The organism is Citrobacter sp. Cpo109 (assembly GCF_030332565.1).
In the GTDB taxonomy this organism is placed as follows: Bacteria; Pseudomonadota; Gammaproteobacteria; order Enterobacterales; family Enterobacteriaceae; genus Citrobacter; species Citrobacter portucalensis.
The window spans coordinates 14,607-35,651 of sequence record NZ_JAOWHQ010000062.1 but is presented as its reverse complement, the minus strand read 5'-3'; the positions used below and the strand labels follow the sequence as shown (position 1 = coordinate 35,651).

The following is a 21,045-nucleotide window of genomic DNA, read 5'->3' as shown; positions in this document are numbered from 1 at the left end:
TTTAAATGGATGAAATCCATTTTTCGGCGGTTAAGATATCAACTAACATAAACTTTAAGTAGTCCAGAAAAGGACATATCTTTTTTTATATAAAACATAAGATTGGTGAATTTGATTTATATAAAGATAGTCTGGTATTAATAAGTAATACCAGACTGCTGGATTTAATTAATTAGCGAAATGTTTTTCTGAAATTCAACATAAAGCCTTTATCATTGATGTTGTCCTCTTTCCACTGGTAAGCGTCCAGATTCAGGCTGGCGTCTTTGGCGCTGTATTTCACACCGACCGTCGCCAGACCGTTGATGCCTCCGCCTTTTTGGTCGTCGTCTACACTAAAGGACTGGCCTGCGGCACCTTGCAGTGACGCGGTACGCTGGCTTTTGCTGTAGCTCAGGTTCGGACCACCTTCCAGTGTGGCGCTGGCGCTCCAGCCATTTTCAGCGGTATAGTCGAACTTCATTCCGACAATGGAATCCACAGCGGTTTCGCTGCCAGCGTTCATCGACAGGTTGAAATCACCCGCACTACGCTCTTTATAGCTGCCTTCCAGCGTATGGCGGAATTTCACCCCGGCGTACGGCGTGACTTTCAACGTATCGTTGAGCATGGTGAAGGTTTTCGCCCCTTCGCTGCGGAACTCAAGATACTGCTGACGTGCGTTGGAATCCGCCACCTTGTTGGTGTCGCCATAAGAGACAGAACGGCTGCTGTCGAGGTTGTGCACGTCATAACGCAGGCTGTTCTTCCACGCCAGACCTTCATTAAACGCCATGCTGTGCTTCAGACCAAAGAACTGGCTGTAGCCACCGGTCAGGCCGTTGTCGCCCGCGGTCTTCGAACCGTCACCATCCAGACGGGCGATACCGTATTCCAGCGTCAGATTCTGGTTCTCACTCAAATCCAGTTTCTGGCGCAATGCCAGCATGTCGTACTGGGTGTCGTTACCCAGCTCGGCGCGTGGATCTCCTTTTGCCACCACGTTGAACGCCAGACCATCTTTAATCTGTGGCGCGGCGTCAGCCAGCATACTGAAGCGGTTGCTGAGCACCCGGGCTTCACGGAATACGGTATGCGCTTGGCTGCCGCTCACCTGCTTCAGAGCGCTGTTCAGTTCAGCGGTGCTGCCAACGTTAAGACTGGTATACAGCTCGTTGTTGGTGTAGCCCGCATCCAGGGCGCTTGCCACATCGGATACGCTGCTGTCGGTTGCGACATCCGCGTAGGCGTTTTTGGTCATGGTGACGTCCACGTTGCCGTCGGCGTCTTGGCTGCCCTGGGCGTTCCACACCACCGAAGTGGAGGTGATGGCGGCAGCATCGGTCAGGTTGTTGCCTTCCACGACGTTATCGAAGGTGACGGTGGTATCGGCGGTGCCTGCGGTGAAACCGGTGTTGATGCCCACGCCGTCCATGCTGGCGTTGCTGACTTTCAGTTGGCCCGCGCTGCCGTCAGCGCTGGTGCCGACCACGTAGCCGTTCAGGTTGTTGGTGGCGGAAGAGGAGGAGGAGCTGCCGCTGGAGACGGTGGGATCCGGCACGTCCGGCAGGATGTAGTCGGCATAATGCACTTCGGTCGAATTGCCATTATTACCGTTAGTCCCTTCCACGTTAACGTTGTCGCCCTGTTTGATCAGTCCGGAACCCGTCACGTCATCGGCAATCACCACCGTGCCGTTATTGACCACATGACCCGCCCCCGCAACGCTGAAGGCGTAAGAATTACTGGCATAGATATTAATGGTGCCGTTGTTCTCAATGACAGCGTCAGCCGTGGCGTTAGCGTCCAGCGCCATTGCCGTCATGCCGGTGTCGGTAGTGCCTTTTGTCCCGAGGTTGATGGTGCCGTTGTTCACCAGTTGCGCGTTGTGGCTGCCGTACATACCGTAAGCGTTGTTGCCGCTGATATTCATGGTGCCATCGTTTTCGGCAACGTAGTTACTGTGGGTAAAGCTGATGGCTTTGCCGTTATCCACATCGTAGTTAATCACCCCAGCCTGTTGATTCCAGAAAAAGGCATCACTGCTGCCGGCATTCGCTGCGCTTGCCATCACGGATTTAGCCGTGGCATCGACGACTCCGGCGTTTATAAAGGCCGCAGTGCCGCTCTGAACGTTCAGCCCGGCGCTTCCCTTAGCGTCACTGATTTTGATATGCCCGGTGTTATAGAGCCGACTGTTGTCACGGAAATTAACATCATTTTCCGCGTTATCAATAATTAGCTCACCGCTATTGTTGAACACGGAGTTACCGTTAATATCCAATGTGCTTTGATATGCACCTTCCCCTACGTAACCGAGATACCAGGTACCGCTATTATTCACTACCGCGTTATTATTCAGCTTAGCACTACGCTGTACTATACCGTCGGGCAGATTATTCAGGGTGCCGCCATTCATTGTAATCGCTTTGTTTACCGTACCGTCATTATTGAATATACCGCTGTTAACAGTGACGGCATTAACCGTACCTTCATTGTTCAGCGTACCGTCGGTTATTTGAATGGCGCTGTTGATTATGCCGGATGCAGTATTTGTGAGCGCACTGTCCCTCTCTTTAAGGTAAAGTGCGTTATTATTCACCGTTCCACTATTGGTGACATCACCCATGATGAGCGCATTTTTGTAGAGATCTACCGCTTCACCGACGTTGGCGATGGCCTCATCATCATAGACCAGAGAGATATAGTCATCCGTTGGGTTATATGACTCGCTATTCTGGCAGTCATCGCCAATGCAGACTGTACCGTAGTTCACGACGGTACTGCTGGCGTCAGCATAGAAAGGTTGCCCATAGTCTGCGTCAATATTAATCACCCCGGTGCTGTCATTGACTACCGTACCGCCGAAAAACGCCGCCATGCCGACCAGTTGATTCGTTTCGCCAGTAACACCGTCGTCTGCTGTGAGGTTGATGGTGCCCTGGTTAATAGCCGTGCCGCCACTCATCGCCGTCATCCCATATCCGGCGTTATTAACGGTAATGGTTCCGGTGTTGATCGCTGTCGCATTGCCGCTGCCAATATTGTCAGAACCTGCAACCATTCCAGCACTGGTGATTTCATGGCTATCTGTGTGCCAGTAGTTTTCACCAATCACATCCCCATTATCATCCAACTGCTGTTGGTACCCATTAACGTAGATATTCCCAGCGTTTTGTGCCGTGCCCTGACTGGCGCCCATCGCGTAAACTCCCGCGCCTGCGACAGAAATAGTTGCACCAGCATCATTGATAACACTGCCTTGTTCGGAAGCCAGTAAGCCATATTGTGTATTTTTATACCATGCCTGTGGGTACTCATATGCGCTGGTACTAAAATAGGGTGTTGCACCTGCGGTGAGCGTAATATTGCCGCCAGCACTGTTTTCCGCTATTGAGCCTTCTCCACTCGCTGATATTGCAATACCACGCGAATAATCATCTCCTGAGGTGCTAACCGAAATATCACCGCTGTTTTTGGCGGTTGCGCCACCTACGACGCCTATTAGTGTTACGGCATTTTTGCTATTTATAGACCCTTTATTTTCAATAGAAGAACCGTTACCTTCAGCACGTAATAATGATACGCCGGTACGCACAGGGGCATTAATAATATTAACGCTTATTGTCAGATTAGAATCTTCAGTGAGCGTCAATGAACCACCATTTTGTACGTGTGCTAGTTCGACATTTCCGCCCTGAATATCGGTAATGTTGACCTGTGAATTTCCGCTTAATGAGACATCACTGTTGCCATCAATATCAATACCTACAACAAAAGAATTTCTATCATGCAATACGTTTTGATAATTAACATTCAGACCACCACTGATATCGATGGTATTATTATCGCCATGGATGCTTAGTCCGGTTGTATCCATGTATTGATTGTTGTTAGTATATTGCTCGATCATTGATATATTCAATGCGCCATCTAACGAGATGTTATTGTCATCACCATTGATGGTTACCCCAGTGAGCGTTTCATCACTTGCCAGTATACTCTCTGATGTATGCGTGCTGAGTATGTTGACGTCACCGGTAATATCTGTTGTCACATTATCGCCACTTACCACCACGCCTGTTGCACCATGGAAAATACCATCACTGCCTTCATTTGAAATAACGTTAATCTTGCCATCAAGATTAATGGTTGAATTATTTCCACTAATTTCTGCGCCGGTTCCATTCAGGCTGACATCAATGTCCCCTTTATTACTAAAGGTGGCTTGCTCTCCAGTAATGGTAAAACCAATAGAATCTTGATCGCGTACTGTTGTATTGCCAATGTTACTGACTTTATTACCCGTACCGTTGACGATAATGCCTATTGCTCCATTGGTTACAAGCAGGTCTCCCGCTTGCGTTATGCTAGCGTTATCGCCATTGATTGCAGTACCGATAGAACCTATGCCGTCAACGGTAATATTACCTGTATTGGCGATACGAGCATTGTTGCCATCAATATGAGTACCCGTTCCTCCTCGGGTAATAGTCTGATCCCCTTCGCTGATGATCAGCGCGCCATTACCCTCAATATTTAGTCCAGTTGAGTTTTCACCATCAACTTTTGAGTGACCAGTGTTATCCACGACGACATCATCGCCGCTGATTTTTGCCCCTGTACCGCCCTCGCTAACGTTTAACTCACCAGCGTTAGTGAAGCGTGCTTTATCGCCCATGATGGTCAGCCCGGTAGATCCGGCGCCGCTGATGGTTGCCGTCCCGGTACTATCAAGCGTGGTGTTGTCGCCATCAATAACCACACCAGTACTGCCGTTGCTGACATCAATATTGCCGGAGATATGGGTCGTTGAACCATCGCCGGAAATTAATGCGCCGGTTGCGCCGTTGATGGTGGAGTGGCCTGAAATGGTGTTGGTGGTGTCTTCGCCGGTAATGACCATGCCGGTTGCGCCGTCGCTGACGGTGGAATCCCCGTTTAGCGTATTGTTCGTTCGGTCGCCGGATATAACAACGCCGGTTTTGCCTTCGCCACTAATATCTATCCCACGTTCGGCAGTATGCGATTCGTCATCGCCGGAGATGACTGTTGTTTGCGCATCGGCAATAATCAAATAGCCGCGGCTATCGTACTTCCAGTAAAGCCCGTTTTCCTGCGTCCCTTCAATGATAGCTTCATTGTCATCGGTGACATTCCATCCAGAGACCTGCAATATTATTCCATCTGCGGTAGTCAACTGCCATTGATCTCCCTGTTTGGCATAACTGAAAGTAGCGCCGCCGAGATGTTTGCCGCTATCAAGTTTAAGGTCGTTAAAGGAGAGGGTTTCTTTACCTTTATCCAGCGTTACGCCATTGCTGAAAGTGAGTACCGTCGTATCAGGCGGAGTCACATCGCCGCCGTCATCGGGTGGGGTGGGGGTAACGTCGCCACCATCGTCAGGCGGAGTCACATCGCCACCGTCATCGGGTGGGGTGGGGGTAACGTCGCCACCATCGTCAGGCGGAGTCACATCGCCGCCGTCATCGGGAGGCGTGGGGGTAACGTCGCCGCCATCGTCAGGCGGAGTTACATCGCCATCGCCACCGGGTGGGGTGGGGATAACGTCACCGCCATCGTCAGGCGGAATGACAGGGGGATTATTATGTTGAGAATGCCCACTACCATTGTTATCGATACCAATTGCTACACCTGCGGCGAGTGCTGCGACACCGCCAGCCACCCATCCCCAGTGGTTGTCTTGTTCTTCGTAGTCTGCAAGGCAGCGTGTTGAAAGTTTGTCGCGTTCTTTTTTAGATAATACAGATATATTAGTGGGGCAATCGCTATCATCGTCGTTGTCGGCGGCTATCGCCGGAACGTAGTAAGTTTGGAGTGCAATTGCAATACCTACTGCAATGAGTTTTTCCCTTTGCATAATTTTTATCCTTAATTATATATCTGACGCAAGGTATAGATTTTTATCAAGAGGTAAATATTATATTGTTTGTCTTCGGGTAACGCTATTTCACAAATAATCATGGTAACTATGATTTATTAAATTCGTGAATTTTATTTATTCTTGTTAGGGATGTGAGTGGGATGTTTTGTGCGGTTTTTATGAATTCATGCGGAAATGTATTTATGTGATGAATGAATTCATTTTTTCTTCATCTGGATTTGAGAATAAATAATGAATGAAAAAAAGATAAATAAATGCCCTGAATGTCAGGGCATGATTTAAATTAATAATTAGAGAACCAGTTTAATTTATCCCGTAACCCTACCACACGACCAACAATAATTAGCGCTGGGCTTTCAACCTGTTGTGCCAACTCTCCTAGCTGAGTTAGCTCTCCATTGACGACACGCTGTTTCACGGAGGTACCGTTTTCTACCAGGGCGACGGGCATATCGGGCTGCATGCCAAATTCGATCAATTTTTCCTGGATCGTGGCCGCCTGGTTTAGCCCCATGTAGAACACCAGCGTTTGTTTCTCTGCTGCCAGGTTTTCCCAGTCCAACTCACCGCCGGTTTTCAGGTGTCCGGTAACCAGACGTACGCTCTGGGCGTAATCACGATGGGTCAGTGGAATGCCGGAATAGGCAGAACAACCGGAGGCTGCGGTAATACCTGGCACTACAGAGAATGGAATACCAGCATGGCACAGCGTTTCCAGCTCTTCGCCACCGCGGCCAAAGATGAACGGGTCGCCACCTTTCAGTCGTACCACGCGCTTGCCCTGTTGTGCTTCACGCAGCAGAATCTGGTTGATCTCTTCCTGTGGTACGCAGTGATAGCCCGCACGTTTACCGACGAATACCCGGTCTGCGTCGCGGCGTACAAGGTTCATGATATCGTCGGAAACCAGACGGTCATAGACCACGACATCCGCTTGCTGGATCTGCTGTAGCCCTTTCAGCGTCAGCAGGCCAGCATCGCCAGGACCGGCGCCAACCAGCACCACTTCGCCACGGTGATCCAGCGGTTCGCTGAGCATTTGCTCGGTGGTTTCCTCGACGGCTTTCAGGTCATTGTTCGCCAACGACTGCGCCAGGCGGTCATTCACGAACAATTTTTCCCAGAAGCGGCGACGTTCACCCATGCTGGCAAACTGTTTCTTCACACGGGAGCGCAACTTGCCGGCATACTGCGCGACCTGGCCCAGATGCTGAGGCAGTACAGTTTCAAGCCTTTCACGCAGCAGACGGGCAAGCACCGGCGATGTTCCGCCGGAGGAGACCGCCACCATCAGCGGCGAGCGGTCGATAATGGAGGGCATGATAAAACTGGCTGCTTTTGGCGCATCGACCACGTTGCAGAAGATACGACGTGATTCTGCTGCGGTGCTGACGCTTTGGTTGACGGCATCGTCATCGGTGGCGGCAATAGCCAACCAGCAGGTGTCGAGCAGGGACTCATCGAACGGTCCCTCCACCAGCGTCAGCATATTTTCATCTGCCCATACTTTGAACTGCGGAATAAACGCCAGCGCATTAACCGTTAAACGGGCGCCAGCTTCCAGCAGTAACCGCGCTTTGCGTTCTGCGACATCACCACCGCCGACGATCAAGCAGTCGCGGTCACGTAGTTGACAAAATATAGGCAAATGATCCACGACATTACCCCTTAATTATTGGCAGCAGCCTCTGGCTGATTGATTTTTGCCGGAGCCGGACGCTCCGATTTTGGCGTAGCATACCAATAACCTAATCCCATGAATACGACACCGGACAAAGTATTACCGAGTGTCACCCACAGCAGGTTATGACCAATTCCTGACAGGGTATAGGCTTCGCTGTGATGGCCGAACCAGGAGAGGGCAAACAGCGTCATGTTGGCAACGGAGTGCTCGTAGCCGGAAGCAATAAACGCCAGCAGACACCACCAGATAGCGAGGAATTTTGCCGCGCCTTCGGTACGGATTGCCATCCAGATTGCCAGACAAACCAACCAGTTACACAGTGCCCCTTTAAAGAACAGCACCATCGCAGGCGCGGTGGTTTTCGCCAGAGCAACAGAATGGACGATGCTGGTATCGACCGGCAGCAGGCTACCGCCGCCCCAGCTGTAAAGCAGAGCGACAAACACGGAACCGACCAGGTTACCCAGCCAGGTTTTTGGCAGGATTGCCCACATCTGGCCGTGACTTATGGTGCCCGCTTTGACGCCGAGCGTCAGGAACATGGTATGTCCGGTGAACAGTTCAGAACCGGCAATAATGACCAGTGTTAAGGCAATACCAAAGGTTGCACCCATCACCAGAGGACGAACGGACGGGTCGAGCAGATTACCGAGGGTGAAAATAAGAATGATGCCGAGACCAACATAGGCTCCCGCCATTGCCGAACTAATCCAGAATCCGAGCGGGTTATTAGCCGACAGGCGTGCGATGCGCGCAGCATTAGCCGCACACTTATTAATAGTGTCTGTGAACATGTGTTGATTATCCTTTTCTCACTTCATCCTTTGCCCTGCCTCTTTGTTGGCTGCCCTCGCTCACCCCAGTCACATAGTGAACTATGCTCCTGGGGATTTGCTCAGTTGCCGCCGCGATGCAGTACAAATGATTTTGTGATAACAATGAAAATGAAAAAAAATACAAAAAAGGGGAGGCGTTGCGCCTCCCAAAAATTTATTAACCGCGCAGTTGCACCGTGCCGTCTTTCACTCGCGCTTCGTAATGTTTCACGGAGAACTGTTCGTCTTCCATGCACAAACCGTCGCTTAAGCGAAAACGCTGCTTTTTCAGCGGGCTGGCAACCCACAATTCGCCCTGATGTTCAGCAATCAGCCCACGAGAAAGCACGCTGGACTCAAAGAACGGGTCGATGTTGCTGATCGCAAACACCTGGTCGCTGTGATACGGGCGGAAAATCGCAACCTGCTCGTTACCTAACAGGGCGCAGACGCCTGTTGCAGGCAGAATGTCATCGATTTTGCAGATGTTTTTCCACTGGCTCATGCGTTTTCCTCCACCAGAGTCACCGGGATACGCTCATAAGGCGTGGCCGGACGATGTTGTTCACGTTCAGGCACAACCTGAACATTCGGATCGCGTTTTTCGCTGTTGATAAAGTGTTTGAAGCGAACCTGCGCGGATGGGGTGTTAACGGTTTCTGTCCACTCACACACCACTGCTTCACGCAGACGAGCCATCTCTTCTTCCAGGTGCTGGTTCAGGCCCAGCTTGTCGTCGATGATGACGGACTTCAGATACTCGATACCGCCTTCCAGATTGTCTAACCACGGTGCGGTACGGGTCAGTTTGTCAGCGGTACGGATGTAGAACATCATGAAACGGTCAAGGTATTTGAGCAGCGTTTCGCGATCGATATCCGCGGCCAGCAGGTCCGCATGACGAGGTTTCATCCCGCCGTTACCGCAAACGTACAGGTTCCAGCCTTTCTCAGTGGCGATGATACCCACGTCTTTGCCCTGAGCTTCCGCACATTCACGGGTACAGCCGGAGACGCCGAATTTCATTTTGTGCGGGGTACGGATGCCTTTGTAGCGATTTTCCAGCTCCACGCCGAAGCCAACGCTATCGCCGACGCCGTAACGGCACCAGGTGCTGCCTACGCAGGTTTTCGCCATACGCAGCGCTTTGGCATACGCGTGACCGGTTTCAAAACCGGCTTCAATCAGCTGACGCCAGATTTCCGGCAGGTCATCTTTCTGCGCGCCGAACAGACCGATACGCTGAGAACCGGTAATTTTGGTGTACAGGTTAAACTCACGCGCGATACGGCCCACAGCCACCAGGCCTTCAGGGGTAATTTCGCCACCCGCAGAGCGCGGGATCACGGAGTAAGTACCGTCTTTCTGGATGTTCGCCAGGAAGTTGTCGTTGGTGTCCTGCAACGGTGTGTGCTGTGGTTTGAGGATGTACTCATTCCAGCAGGAAGCCAGCAGGGAACCGACGGTCGGTTTACACACTTCGCAGCCGTAGCCTTTCCCGTGTTTTGCCAGCAGCTCTTCGAAGGTTTTGATGCCTTCTACGCGGATGAGATGGAACAGTTCCTGACGTGAGTACGGGAAGTGTTCGCACAGATTGTTGTTAACTTCGATACCCTGTTTCGCCAGTTCGGCGTTCAGGACCTGCGTTACCAGTGGGATACACCCACCGCAACCGGTACCCGCTTTGGTTTCCGCTTTCAGCGCCGCAACGGTATGACAGCCTTTGTTGATAGCGGCAATCAGCATGCCTTTGGTGACATCGAAGCAGGAGCAAATCTGCGCGCTATCCGGCAGTTTATCGACACCGATAGACGGCTTACCGCTGCCCGCGTGTGCTGGCAGAATCAGTGAATCCGGGTTTTCCGGCAGCTCGATAGCGTTCAGCACCAGTTGCAGCAGATTGCCGTAATCGCTGGTATCGCCCACCAGAACCGCGCCGAGCAGGGTTTTGTTATCTTCGCTAACGATGAGGCGTTTGTAGACTTCTTTGCTTTCGTCGAGATAGACATAGCTACGTGCGCCCGGCGTGCGCGCATGCGCGTCGCCAATACCGCCGACGTCAACGCCGAGCAGCTTCAGCTTGGCGCTCAGGTCCGCGCCTTCAAAGGCATTTTCGGTCTCGAGAATATGGTCAACGGCAACCTGCGCCATTTTGTAGCCCGGAGCGACCAGACCATACACGCGGTTGTTCCAGCTGGCGCATTCGCCGATAGCATAGATGTCCGGGTCAGAGGTCTGGCAGGTGTCGTTAATGACGATACCGCCGCGAGGGGCGACGTCCAGGCCGCACTGGGTGGCCAGTTTGTCGCGTGGACGAATACCGGTAGAGAAGACGATGAAATCAACTTCCAGTTCGCTGCCGTCGGCAAAACGCATGGTTTTGCGCGCTTCGGTGCCTTCCTGAACGATCTCTTTGGTGTTTTTGCTGGTGTGCACACGCACGCCCATGCTTTCAATTTTGCGACGTAACTGCTCGCCACCCATATGATCCAGCTGTTCAGCCATCAGCATTGGGGCGAATTCAATCACGTGGGTTTCAACGCCGAGGCTTTTCAGCGCACCGGCGGCTTCCAGGCCCAGCAGACCACCGCCGACCACGGCACCGCGTTTGCTGCGGCGTGCGCAAGACTCAATGGCGTTGAGGTCTTCGATGGTGCGGTAAACGAAGCAGTCCTGGGTTTCCGAACCTTTAATCGGTGGGATCCACGGGTAAGAGCCCGTCGCCATGATCAGCTTATCGTAGTAAACCGTACGACCTGCGCTGGAGTGGATCACCTTCTCCTGGCGGTTAATGGTAATTGCGCGCTCGCCCACTAACACCTTAACGCCGTGCTTCTCGTAGAATCCTTCACGCACCAGAGAAAGCTCTTCAGCGGTGTGGTGGGAGAAGTAGGAAGACAGGTGTACGCGGTCGTACGCTTTGCGGGGTTCTTCACAGAAGACGGTAATATCAAAATTGGCAGCGTCGGATTTATCAAGAAGATCCTCAATAAAGCGATGGCCGACCATACCATTACCGATAATAGCGAGTCTGACTTTGCTCATTTTTGCCTCGATTTCTTTTCTATTACTGCCTACCTTAACGATTCAGCAACCGCGCTTATTGATGCAAATCAAATTCGCCCTTATATACTCCTTAAGAGGTATATAACTGATTTGTCAGCATTTTTATAAGTGACGGAATTATTTGGGTTTTCGTGTTTGTATAAATAGCGTACAAATTAAGGGGTTTTTGTAAGAATTGGCCTACATGACCAGTGAAAGAAGAGAGGAGGGGAAAATATGCCGGATGATGTGGATACCATCCGGCAGTGAGATTAATGCGCTACTGGGGCGTTATGCTGGCGATGACGCGTGACGAATCCAAGAATAAAGCACATCACGAATACAACCGCATACAAGCCGTTAGCCGTTTGCAATGCCGCCTGCGGGCCGCTGTGTGCCACGATAGGGCCGGTGACGACGAAAGTGAGCATAGTGCCGATGGTGCCGCAGGTCAGAACGAAGTTAACCAGTTTGGGTGAGGCGACCTTCGTCTGCTGGGAGCCAAGGGTAATGATGGTGGTATAAATCGCGCTGGAGAAGAAGCCCAGCGTCATAATAAACCACGGCATATGCTCTGGCGTACCGGTGATAAACAGATACATCAGGACGGTAGCCAGACCCGCCAGTACGGTCAGGATGCGCTGCAAATCGAAGAAACGCAGAATAAAGCTAAATGCCCACATGCCAATCATGTAAGACATCCAGAAGTCGCTGACCAGTTTACCCGCATCGTTCAGGCTCATGCCCAGACTTTTGGCGTACTCCGGGACCCAGGAGATAAAACCCAACTGACCGAGGATGTAGCACAGTGCAGCGATCGCCAGAAACAGCACGCCAATCCCCCATTTTTCTTTTACTACCGGCGCGTCTGACTGCTGAGCGTGTTTACCCAGTGCCGGGAATTCACAACCGAAGGTCAGCAGGAAAATGGCGACGTATACGAGGCCGATGCAGGCATAGACCCAATACCATTCGATGCTGCGCGCTAACAGGAACGCGGCAACCATCGGGAAAATCATGCCGGCCATGCTGAAGAAAGAGTCAGTAAACAGCAGGCGGGAACCGCGCTGGCGACCTTCATACATTTGAGTTACCAGGAACGTACCAATCGACATGGTAATACCGCTCACCAGACCCAATACAAACATGGCGGCGGAGAACAAGGCCAGGCTATGGCTGAACATCAGTCCGGCAACGGCCAGTACCATCAGGATAAAGCCGAAGCGCAACTGGGTTTTCAGTGGCACGATTTCCATTAACCATGCATTCAGAAAGATAGAGATCAGAATGCCGGCATTCAGGAAGGTGAAGGTGTTACTCATGCTGGAAACGGGCAAATGGAAGTAATCTGCGATGTTTCCCATCACCATCCCGGTGACAATTACCAACGCACCTGTCAGGGCGTAGGAGAGAAAGCTAATCCATGTGAGCTTGATGCGATTGCTGTTAGTCATGACTGGCCTGTATAGAAGTGTAAGGCGCATTGACTGCGCCGTGAGCGGGCAGATTTTAGGCGTTTTAGTGACGCATTTAAATATTTATTGGTAATAACTTGGTGCGTTACATTTTTCTATGTGATCTTGATCACATTGATACTTGCAGCCATGAGGTTACATTTGTTTCAGGTACGTAAAATTAAGTAAAGGGATGGCCTTGTCCTTGAAGGCTCTTTAGAATCAATTCACTTGCTTCATTTCTGCTCTTGTTAAGGAATTCTCATGCTCAAATCGACTCTGGCGGCTGTTGCAGCTGTTCTCGCTCTTTCTGCTCTCTCTCCCGCAGCACTGGCAGCAAAAGGTGACCCGCATGTTCTGCTGACAACCTCTGCCGGTAACATTGAGCTGGAGCTGAACAGTCAGAAAGCCCCGGTTTCAGTGCAAAACTTTGTCGATTATGTCAACAGTGGTTTCTATAACAACACCACGTTCCACCGTGTGATCCCAGGCTTCATGGTGCAGGGCGGCGGTTTTACCGAGCAGATGCAGCAGAAGAAACCTAATCCGCCAATCAAGAATGAAGCCGATAACGGACTGCGTAACACTCGCGGCACGATTGCTATGGCGCGTACAGCGGATAAAGACAGCGCGACCAGCCAGTTCTTTATCAACATTGCAGATAACGCTTTTCTCGATCACGGCCAGCGCGACTTTGGCTACGCTGTTTTTGGTAAAGTTGTGAAAGGTATGGATGTCGCGGATAAGATCTCTCAGGTACAGACCCATGATGTCGGTCCATACCAGAATGTCCCGTCAAAACCGATTGTTATCCTTTCTGCTAAAGTCCTGCCGTAATCGTATCTTGCGCGGGTAGTTCTTGCCCGCGTTCACCCCTCTCTCTGCGTAACCCGAAATTGCTGCTTATACTTGTGGCAAGTGTCGGCTCATTCAGGGAGGTCACGTGAAAAAACTCACCGATAAACAAAAGTCCAGGCTTTGGGAACAACGGCGAAACGCCAATTTCCAGGCCAGCCGACGGCTGGAAGGCGTAGATATTCCGCGGGTTACTCTGAGTGCTGAAGACGCTCTGGCGCGTCTTGAAGAGCTGAGGAGGCACTATGAGCGATAAATTCGGTGATGGTCGCGACCCGTATTTATATCCGGGCCTGAATGTCATGCGTAACCGTCTGGGGATTCATCAGGCGCAGCGTTTAGCGCAGGCGGCTTATGAACTGACAGCGCTGCGTGCGGCGACTATCGAATTGGGGCCGCTTAAACGGGGCTTACCGCACCTGTGCGCCATTCATCGCCAGCTGTATCGGGATATTTTTGACTGGGCGGGACTCCTGCGCGAAGTCGATATTTACCAGGGCGATACTCGCTTTTGCCATTTCGCCTATATCGAGAAAGAGGGCAATGCGCTGATGCAGGACCTGGAAGATGAGTCCTGGCTGGTGGGATTGCCGGAAGATAAGTTTGTCGATCGTCTTGCGCACTATTATTGCGAAATCAATGTGCTGCATCCGTTTCGCATTGGCAGTGGCCTGGCGCAGCGTATTTTCTTCGAACAGTTAGCGATTCATGCCGGGTATATGCTGAGCTGGGATGGCATTCCGGTTGAAGAGTGGAATCAGGCTAATCAGAGCGGGGCGATGGGTGACCTGTCTGCATTGCGGGCGATATTTCGTAAAGTGGTAAGCGAAGCCCCGGAAACTGAGTAGAATAGCGCGGTTCTTATGTACCGGAGCCGCCATGATCCTGCTTATTGATAACTATGATTCTTTTACCTGGAACCTGTACCAATACTTCTGCGAACTGGGCGCTGATGTCCTTGTCCGGCGCAACGACGATCTGACGCTGGCGCAAATCGACGCGCTGAACCCGCAAAAAATCGTGATTTCCCCTGGGCCATGCACGCCGGATGACGCCGGTATCTCACTGGACGTTATTCGTCATTTCGCCGGTAAGCTTCCCTTGTTGGGTGTTTGTCTTGGTCACCAGGCGATGGCGCAGGCCTTTGGCGCGAACGTAGTTCGGGCGGCTAAAGTGATGCACGGTAAAACCTCGCCGATTACCCATACCGGGCAGGGTGTTTTTCAGGGACTCGCTAACCCATTAACGGTGACGCGCTACCACTCTCTGGTGGTTGCCCCTGAGACGCTTCCCGAGTGCTTTGAGGTGACAGCATGGAGTGAAACGCAGGAGATAATGGGCATTCGTCACCGCGAGTGGGATATGGAAGGGGTACAGTTTCACCCGGAGAGTATTCTCAGCGAACAGGGGCATCAGCTACTGGCTAATTTCCTCAATCGCTGATTTGTAGTTGCTATTCAGTGATTTTTTATTCATATTTTGTGATTATAATTTCACTGGCGTTTCTGCTTAACAGGGTGGTAATGACATGGCAACTGAACAAACTGCAATTACGCGTGCGACATTCGATGAAGTGATTCTGCCGATTTATGCACCGGCTGAGTTTATCCCGGTAAAAGGAAAAGGGAGTCGAGTGTGGGATCAACAGGGCAAAGAGTATGTTGATTTCGCGGGCGGCATTGCAGTGACCGCGTTAGGGCATTGCCATCCGGCATTGGTTGAGGCGTTAAAAACTCAGGGCGAAACCCTGTGGCATACCAGCAACGTTTTTACCAACGAACCGGCGTTGCGCTTAGGCCGTAAAATTATTGATGCGACCTTTGCCGAGCGCGTGCTGTTCATGAACTCCGGTACTGAAGCCAACGAAACCGCCTTTAAGCTGGCGCGCCACTATGCCTGCGTGCGTCATAGCCCGTTCAAAACCAAAATCATTGCCTTCCATAATGCGTTTCACGGCCGTTCGCTGTTTACCGTATCCGTTGGCGGGCAGCCGAAATACTCCGACGGCTTTGGGCCAAAACCGGCGGATATCATCCATGTCCCGTTTAACGATCTGCATGCGGTCAAAGCGGTGATGGACGATCACACCTGCGCGGTGGTGGTTGAGCCTATTCAGGGAGAGGGCGGCGTCACTGCGGCAACGCCGGAATTCCTGCAAGGTTTGCGTGAACTTTGTGACCAGCACCAGGCGCTGTTGGTATTTGATGAAGTGCAGAGCGGGATGGGGCGTACCGGCGATTTGTTTGCCTATATGCACTACGGCGTGACGCCGGATATCCTCACCAGCGCGAAGGCGCTCGGTGGCGGCTTCCCGGTGAGCGCGGTGTTGACCACTCAAGAGATTGCCTCCGCGTTCCACGTGGGTTCGCACGGCTCCACTTACGGCGGTAACCCTCTGGCCTGCGCGGTAGCGGGGGCAGCGTTTGATATCATCAACACGCCGGAAGTGCTGGGAGGCATTCAGGCCAAACGTCAGACGTTTGTCCAGCATTTGCACAAGATTGATCAACAGTTCGACATTTTCAGCGATATTCGCGGGATGGGGCTGCTGATTGGCGCTGAGTTGAAGCCGCAGTTTAAAGGCCGGGCGCGCGATTTCCTTTATGCCGCCGCGCACGAAGGCGTGATGGTACTGAACGCCGGGCCAGACGTAATGCGTTTCGCGCCGTCGCTGGTGGTGGAGCAGGCGGATATCGATGAAGGGATGCAGCGCTTCGCGCAGGCGGTAGCGAAAGTGGTGGGCTGATTGCCGGATGGCGTACAGGGTAAGCTGTGATTCGTAGGCCGGATAAGCGTAGCGCATCCGGCAGTCGAGCTTAACCCTTCATGTCCCGCAGTCGGCGGCTCAGCCAGATCCCGTGGTGCGGTCGCTGACGCCATGCTACCGACGAAATGGTATGCATGGTGTTCAGATGCCCAAGAACCCGCTGCAGATGCTGCTCAAGAGTGCTTAACGGACCATGGGACAGCATTTCTGGCGCTTCGAGAATATTCACATCTCCCGAGCTTCCCGGCCCATCATATTCCAGCCGTTGCTGACAGCGCTGGAGCGCAATTTCACAGGACTCCAGATACCGCTGCGCCAAATCCGGCGTCAGCATCGTATGTTCCCTTGCCAGCGTGGTCATCGCGTTGATGTGTTCGACGATGAACTGGCTGTGCGTGACCCACAGTTTCATGTCTGCAAGGTAGTGCGAGTTAAATCCCGGCTCCTGCATTGCCTGGTTCAGCGAGTTGAACAGCGTGTTTTGCGTCTGGTTGACGCGCATGCGCTGATACGCCAGCGGCGTGGCCTGTGGATCGTTGCTGAGGATCAGACGAATGGCCTCCTGGTCGGCTTCTAACGCATCGTGGGCGTTCTTACGCAGCAGACCGCTCTGCCACTGTGGCCACAGCCAGAGCGTGCCGCCAAAGGCGATTAAGCAGCCAATGACCGTATCGACAAACCGCGGCACGATAAACTCTTCCCCGTTCAGCGTCAGCAGTTGCAGGGTGTATACCGCAGTTACCGTAAAACCGACGGTAGCCCAGCCGTAGTTTTTACGGATGATCAGATAGCTTACCAGGGTGATCAGCAGCATGGCCGCCAGCGTGAAACCTTCGGGAATATGAAAGTGCAACGTGACGCCGGCAATAACCAGTCCAACGAGCGTACCTACGGAACGGTGTAAGATGCGCACCCGGGTCGCCCCGTAGCCATTTTGCGTAACAAACAGGACTGTCATCAAAATCCAGTAAGGCTTTGGCAGGTGTAAGGCGCTGCCCATCAGGCTGGCGATACTCAACATAACGCTGATGCGTCCGGCATTGCGCAGCGCTGGGGATTTCAACGACAGGTAGTTTTTCAGGGCAGGGATCAGCGGCAACCGACGCTGCTTGTCAGCCATTAAGTCACGGGCATACAGCGGACGCTGGGTCCGTAGCACGCGGGCAATACGGCTGAAGTGCCAGTAGCAAAATTGCCCCACCGGATTGTCCGGATGCTGCCTGGCGATTTTCTCCAGCGTGCCAATCTGCTTTTCCATCGAGAAACGGGTCGGTAAGCGGTGATACAAAATATCATCGGCCAGTACCCGAAGGCGTTCGGCGACGGTTCGCGCGTTCCAGCGAATTACCTGCTCCGCGTGGCTACGCTCAACCAGTTTTTGCACTTCTTCTGGTTGGTGGAGGCTAACGGAAATATGCTCCTGTAAATCCAGCGCCTCCTGAAAGGCTCGCAGCAGTCGTTTGTATTCGTTGTTGTGATGTGCCGATAGCATATGCATTTGCTGATAGCACTGGGTAATCAGATCCACTGCCTTTTGTTGGCGAACCAGCAGGGGAGGCAGCGCTTTTTCTGGGTCGGCATGCTGGGTCAGCATGCTGTACTTGGCTTCACAGTAATCGGCTAATTCACGGTACAGCAAGCTGAGCGATTCGCGGAGCGGTTGCTCGCGCCACATCCAGAACCAGAACCAGTTGAACAGGCCGTACCATAACGTGCCCAGCGCGTAGATCAGCAGTGGCTCCCAGACGGGCATATTCCCGGCCAGGCTGAGCGTGAAAATCGCCGCGATAAGCGAGGCTGGCAGTAATCGCGCATGCAAAGGGCTTAGCTCGGCGGTTACGCCAAGAATCAGCGTCAGGCCGGTGAGGATCAATGGTAACGGTATAGTTTGCGCAAGCAGTAACTGCATGATCAAACTGCACCCGGCAAACAGCGATGCACCAATGACTAAGCGTTTGAAAAATCGCTTGTGCGGAGTATCAAGACCGGCAATGTTGCAGCAGGCAGGGACGAGGGAAAAGAGAAGCCCCAAATGAAGCTGACCGATGATCAGACCAACAGCCACAGGTAAACATAGCACCAGCGTTTGTCGTAGTGCGTAGTTGATCTCTGGGTGGTATATCAGTCTTCGCCACATCGGAGTAAACAAAAGTGGCGCATTACTGGGTAACGCGCCACTTCGATGGGGTTAACGCGTGCCGTAGACGACGATGGTCTTACCGTGTGCGGAGATCAGGTTCTGATCTTCCAGCATCTTCAGAATACGACCGACGGTCTCACGGGAGCAGCCAACGATCTGGCCGATTTCCTGACGGGTGATTTTAATCTGCATGCCGTCCGGGTGGGTCATCGCATCAGGCTGTTTCGCCAGATTCAGCAGAGTCTGCGCGATACGACCGGTTACGTCGAGGAAGGCAAGGTTGCCCACTTTTTCAGACGTGACCTGCAGACGACGAGCCATCTGAGAAGACAGGCGCATCAGAATATCCGGGTTGACCTGGATTAATTGGCGAAATTTTTTGTAGGAAATTTCAGCGACTTCACATGCGGTTTTGGCACGTACCCAGGCGCTACGTTCCTGACCTTCTTCGAAGAGGCCTAATTCACCAATAAAATCGCCCTGATTCAGATAAGAAAGGATCATTTCTTTCCCTTCTTCATCTTTGATCAGCACTGCCACGGAGCCTTTAACGATGTAATACAACGTTTCCGCTTTTTCACCCTGGTGAATCAGCGTGCTCTTCGATGGGTACTTATGAATATGGCAATGAGACAAGAACCATTCGAGAGTCGGGTCTGTTTGCGGTTTGCCAAGCACCATGCGCGGTTATCCTCTGTTATAAGCTGTCTCCAGAGCCAGAAAACGACGCTGCCTCTGGGTTTGCAAAAATATGCTTCCCGCTACCTGGGAAAGGGGCTGTCAAAAATATACTGCAGCCTGTAATGTGATGTCCTCTGCATACATGCAGTACGTCAATGTATTACTGTAGCATCCCGTCTGTTTTAGCATAGCTTTCGCCGTGTGTCTCCTGGTGTCTCGCTTCAGCATGACGCAGGTCGCCTTCCGTTGCGAGAATTGTTATGTGCGCGTAATCTGTCAGGAAAATTGAAACATTGGAGTTACGAAATATGCAAGCGCGTGTAAAGTGGGTTGAGGGGTTAACCTTCCTCGGTGAGTCCGCCTCTGGTCACCAAATTTTGATGGACGGTAACTCCGGTGATAAAGCGCCGAGCCCGATGGAAATGGTATTAATGGCTGCTGGCGGTTGTAGCGCGATTGATGTGGTATCGATCCTGCAAAAGGGTCGTCAGGATGTGACCAACTGCGAAGTGAAACTGACTTCAGAGCGTCGTGATGAAGCGCCGCGCCTGTTTACCCACATCAACCTGCATTTCATCGTAACGGGTAACGATCTGAAAGATGCGTCTGTCTCCCGCGCCGTCGATCTTTCAGCGGAAAAATACTGCTCCGTAGCGTTGATGCTGGAAAAGGCAGTGAATATTACCCATTCCTATGAAGTGGTTGCTGCTGCGTGATGCCATGCCTGATGGCGTTTCACTTATCAGGCCTACAGGATATAAACGCGTAGGCCGGATAAGGCATCAGCCGCCATCAGGCAAAAGACTAAATCACTCGATCTTCTTACCTTCCATCAGTCGCTGTACCAGCGGCAGCATAATCAATTCCATCGCCAGACCCATTTTGCCGCCAGGTACGACTAACGTATTGATATGGGAAATGAATGAGCCCTGCAGCATGGCCAGTAACCACGGGAAGTCGATCCCTTCCAGGTTACGAAAATGAATCACGACAAAGCTTTCATCCAGTGACGGAATACTCTTAGCGGCAAAGGGATTAGAGGTATCGACGGTCGGTACGCGCTGGAAGTTAATATGCGTCCGGGAAAACTGCGGGGTGATGTAATTGATGTAATCGTCCATTGAGCGCACCACCGAGTCCATCACCGCTTCACGCGAATGGCCACGCTCGCTGGTATCGCGAGTCAGCTTCTGGATCCATTCCAGGTTTACGATAGGTACCACGCCAACCAGCAGATCGACATGCCGGGCCACGTTTTGCTGCGGGGTGACGACACCGCCGTGCAGCCCTTCGTAGAACAGTACATCCGTCGGTTCAGGCAGCGGCTGCCAGGGCGTGAATGTACCCGGAACCTGGTTCCATGGTACGGCCTCATCGTAAGTGTGCAGATATTTTCGCGACTGGCCTTTGCCCGTCTGACCGTATTCGATGAAGGTTTGTTCCAGCAAGCCGAAGTCATTAGCTTCGGGGCCAAAATAGCTGATATGCCGCCCGGCATCGCGTGCTTTGCGAATCGCCATATCCATTTCCGGACGGGTATAGCGATGAAAACTGTCACCTTCCACCTCGGCGGCGCGCAGATTTAACTGCGCGAAAATTTTACGAAACGCGAGGCTGGTGGTAGTGGTCCCCGCGCCGCTGGATCCTGTTACCGCAATCACCGGATGTTTGGCAGACATAACAACTCCATGAAATGGTTGTAATTATAGTAAAGTCGGCC

At 52.1% G+C, this 21,045-nt stretch carries 15 protein-coding genes; 6 read left to right on the top strand and 9 right to left on the bottom strand.

The annotated features are described in order from the left end of the window. Positions 1–172: 172 nt before the first annotated feature. From OGY71_RS14280 to tsgA, 6 genes are all read right to left on the bottom strand, one after another. Positions 173–5,860: a pectate lyase-fold domain-containing protein gene (locus OGY71_RS14280; protein ID WP_286613433.1), complete on the bottom strand. Its 5,688-nt coding sequence runs from the start codon at positions 5,858–5,860 to the stop codon at positions 173–175. A gap of 307 nt (positions 5,861–6,167) precedes the next feature. Next, on the bottom strand, positions 6,168–7,541 hold the full coding sequence (gene cysG, locus OGY71_RS14275) for a siroheme synthase CysG (RefSeq protein ID WP_286613432.1): 1,374 nt from the start codon (positions 7,539–7,541) through the stop codon (positions 6,168–6,170). Positions 7,542–7,552: 11 nt separating this feature from the next. Then, a complete protein-coding gene (gene nirC, locus OGY71_RS14270; RefSeq protein WP_008786308.1) occupies positions 7,553–8,362 on the bottom strand; it encodes a nitrite transporter NirC in 810 nt (269 codons plus the stop codon). A 199-nt stretch (positions 8,363–8,561) separates the two neighbouring features. After that, a complete protein-coding gene (nirD, locus tag OGY71_RS14265) occupies positions 8,562–8,888 on the bottom strand; it encodes a nitrite reductase small subunit NirD (RefSeq protein ID WP_003023590.1) in 327 nt (108 codons plus the stop codon). After that, positions 8,885–11,428 carry an NADPH-nitrite reductase large subunit gene (nirB, locus tag OGY71_RS14260; protein ID WP_003827704.1) on the bottom strand — a complete coding sequence of 848 codons (2,544 nt, stop codon included), beginning with the start codon at positions 11,426–11,428 and terminating at the stop codon, positions 8,885–8,887. Before nirB ends, nirD begins: the two co-directional genes overlap by 4 nt. A gap of 272 nt (positions 11,429–11,700) precedes the next feature. Further along, positions 11,701–12,882, bottom strand: a complete 1,182-nt coding sequence (gene tsgA / locus OGY71_RS14255; RefSeq protein WP_218667138.1) for an MFS transporter TsgA — start codon at positions 12,880–12,882, stop codon at positions 11,701–11,703. 264 nt (positions 12,883–13,146) lie between these two features. On the opposite strand from tsgA, the gene ppiA reads away from it, so the two are divergent. The 5 genes from ppiA to argD all read left to right on the top strand — a co-directional run bounded on the left by ppiA (position 13,147) and on the right by argD (position 16,483). After that, positions 13,147–13,719, top strand: a complete 573-nt coding sequence (gene ppiA, locus OGY71_RS14250; RefSeq protein WP_003023595.1) for a peptidylprolyl isomerase A — start codon at positions 13,147–13,149, stop codon at positions 13,717–13,719. A gap of 106 nt (positions 13,720–13,825) precedes the next feature. Beyond that, complete coding sequence (gene ficA, locus OGY71_RS14245; RefSeq protein ID WP_003827708.1) at positions 13,826–13,993, top strand: FicA/YhfG family antitoxin; 168 nt, start codon at positions 13,826–13,828, stop codon at positions 13,991–13,993. Next, the gene (locus OGY71_RS14240; RefSeq protein ID WP_003827710.1) at positions 13,983–14,585 is read left to right on the top strand and encodes a putative adenosine monophosphate-protein transferase Fic; all 603 of its coding nucleotides are present in this window, start codon (positions 13,983–13,985) and stop codon (positions 14,583–14,585) included. The genes ficA and OGY71_RS14240 overlap by 11 nt, the downstream gene beginning before the upstream one ends. 31 nt (positions 14,586–14,616) lie before the next feature. Further along, positions 14,617–15,180 (top strand): aminodeoxychorismate synthase component 2, encoded by a 564-nt coding sequence (pabA, locus tag OGY71_RS14235; protein WP_003827711.1) that lies wholly within the window; start codon positions 14,617–14,619, stop codon positions 15,178–15,180. An 85-nt stretch (positions 15,181–15,265) separates the two neighbouring features. Beyond that, positions 15,266–16,483 carry a bifunctional acetylornithine/succinyldiaminopimelate transaminase gene (argD, locus tag OGY71_RS14230; RefSeq protein WP_003827712.1) on the top strand — a complete coding sequence of 406 codons (1,218 nt, stop codon included), beginning with the start codon at positions 15,266–15,268 and terminating at the stop codon, positions 16,481–16,483. Positions 16,484–16,553: 70 nt separating this feature from the next. Here argD and OGY71_RS14225 read toward each other — a convergent pair whose 3' ends face one another. Beyond that, positions 16,554–18,641: a YccS/YhfK family putative transporter gene (locus OGY71_RS14225; protein WP_008786302.1), complete on the bottom strand. Its 2,088-nt coding sequence runs from the start codon at positions 18,639–18,641 to the stop codon at positions 16,554–16,556. 51 nt (positions 18,642–18,692) lie between these two features. Continuing rightward, positions 18,693–19,325, bottom strand: a complete 633-nt coding sequence (gene crp, locus OGY71_RS14220; RefSeq protein WP_000242758.1) for a cAMP-activated global transcriptional regulator CRP — start codon at positions 19,323–19,325, stop codon at positions 18,693–18,695. 308 nt (positions 19,326–19,633) lie between these two features. Between crp and OGY71_RS14215 the strand changes: the two genes are divergently transcribed. Next, a complete protein-coding gene (locus OGY71_RS14215) occupies positions 19,634–20,041 on the top strand; it encodes an OsmC family protein (RefSeq protein WP_003827750.1) in 408 nt (135 codons plus the stop codon). 93 nt (positions 20,042–20,134) lie between these two features. Here OGY71_RS14215 and OGY71_RS14210 read toward each other — a convergent pair whose 3' ends face one another. After that, on the bottom strand, positions 20,135–21,004 hold the full coding sequence (locus OGY71_RS14210) for a phosphoribulokinase (protein ID WP_003827751.1): 870 nt from the start codon (positions 21,002–21,004) through the stop codon (positions 20,135–20,137). Between the last annotated feature and the right edge of the window lie 41 nt (positions 21,005–21,045).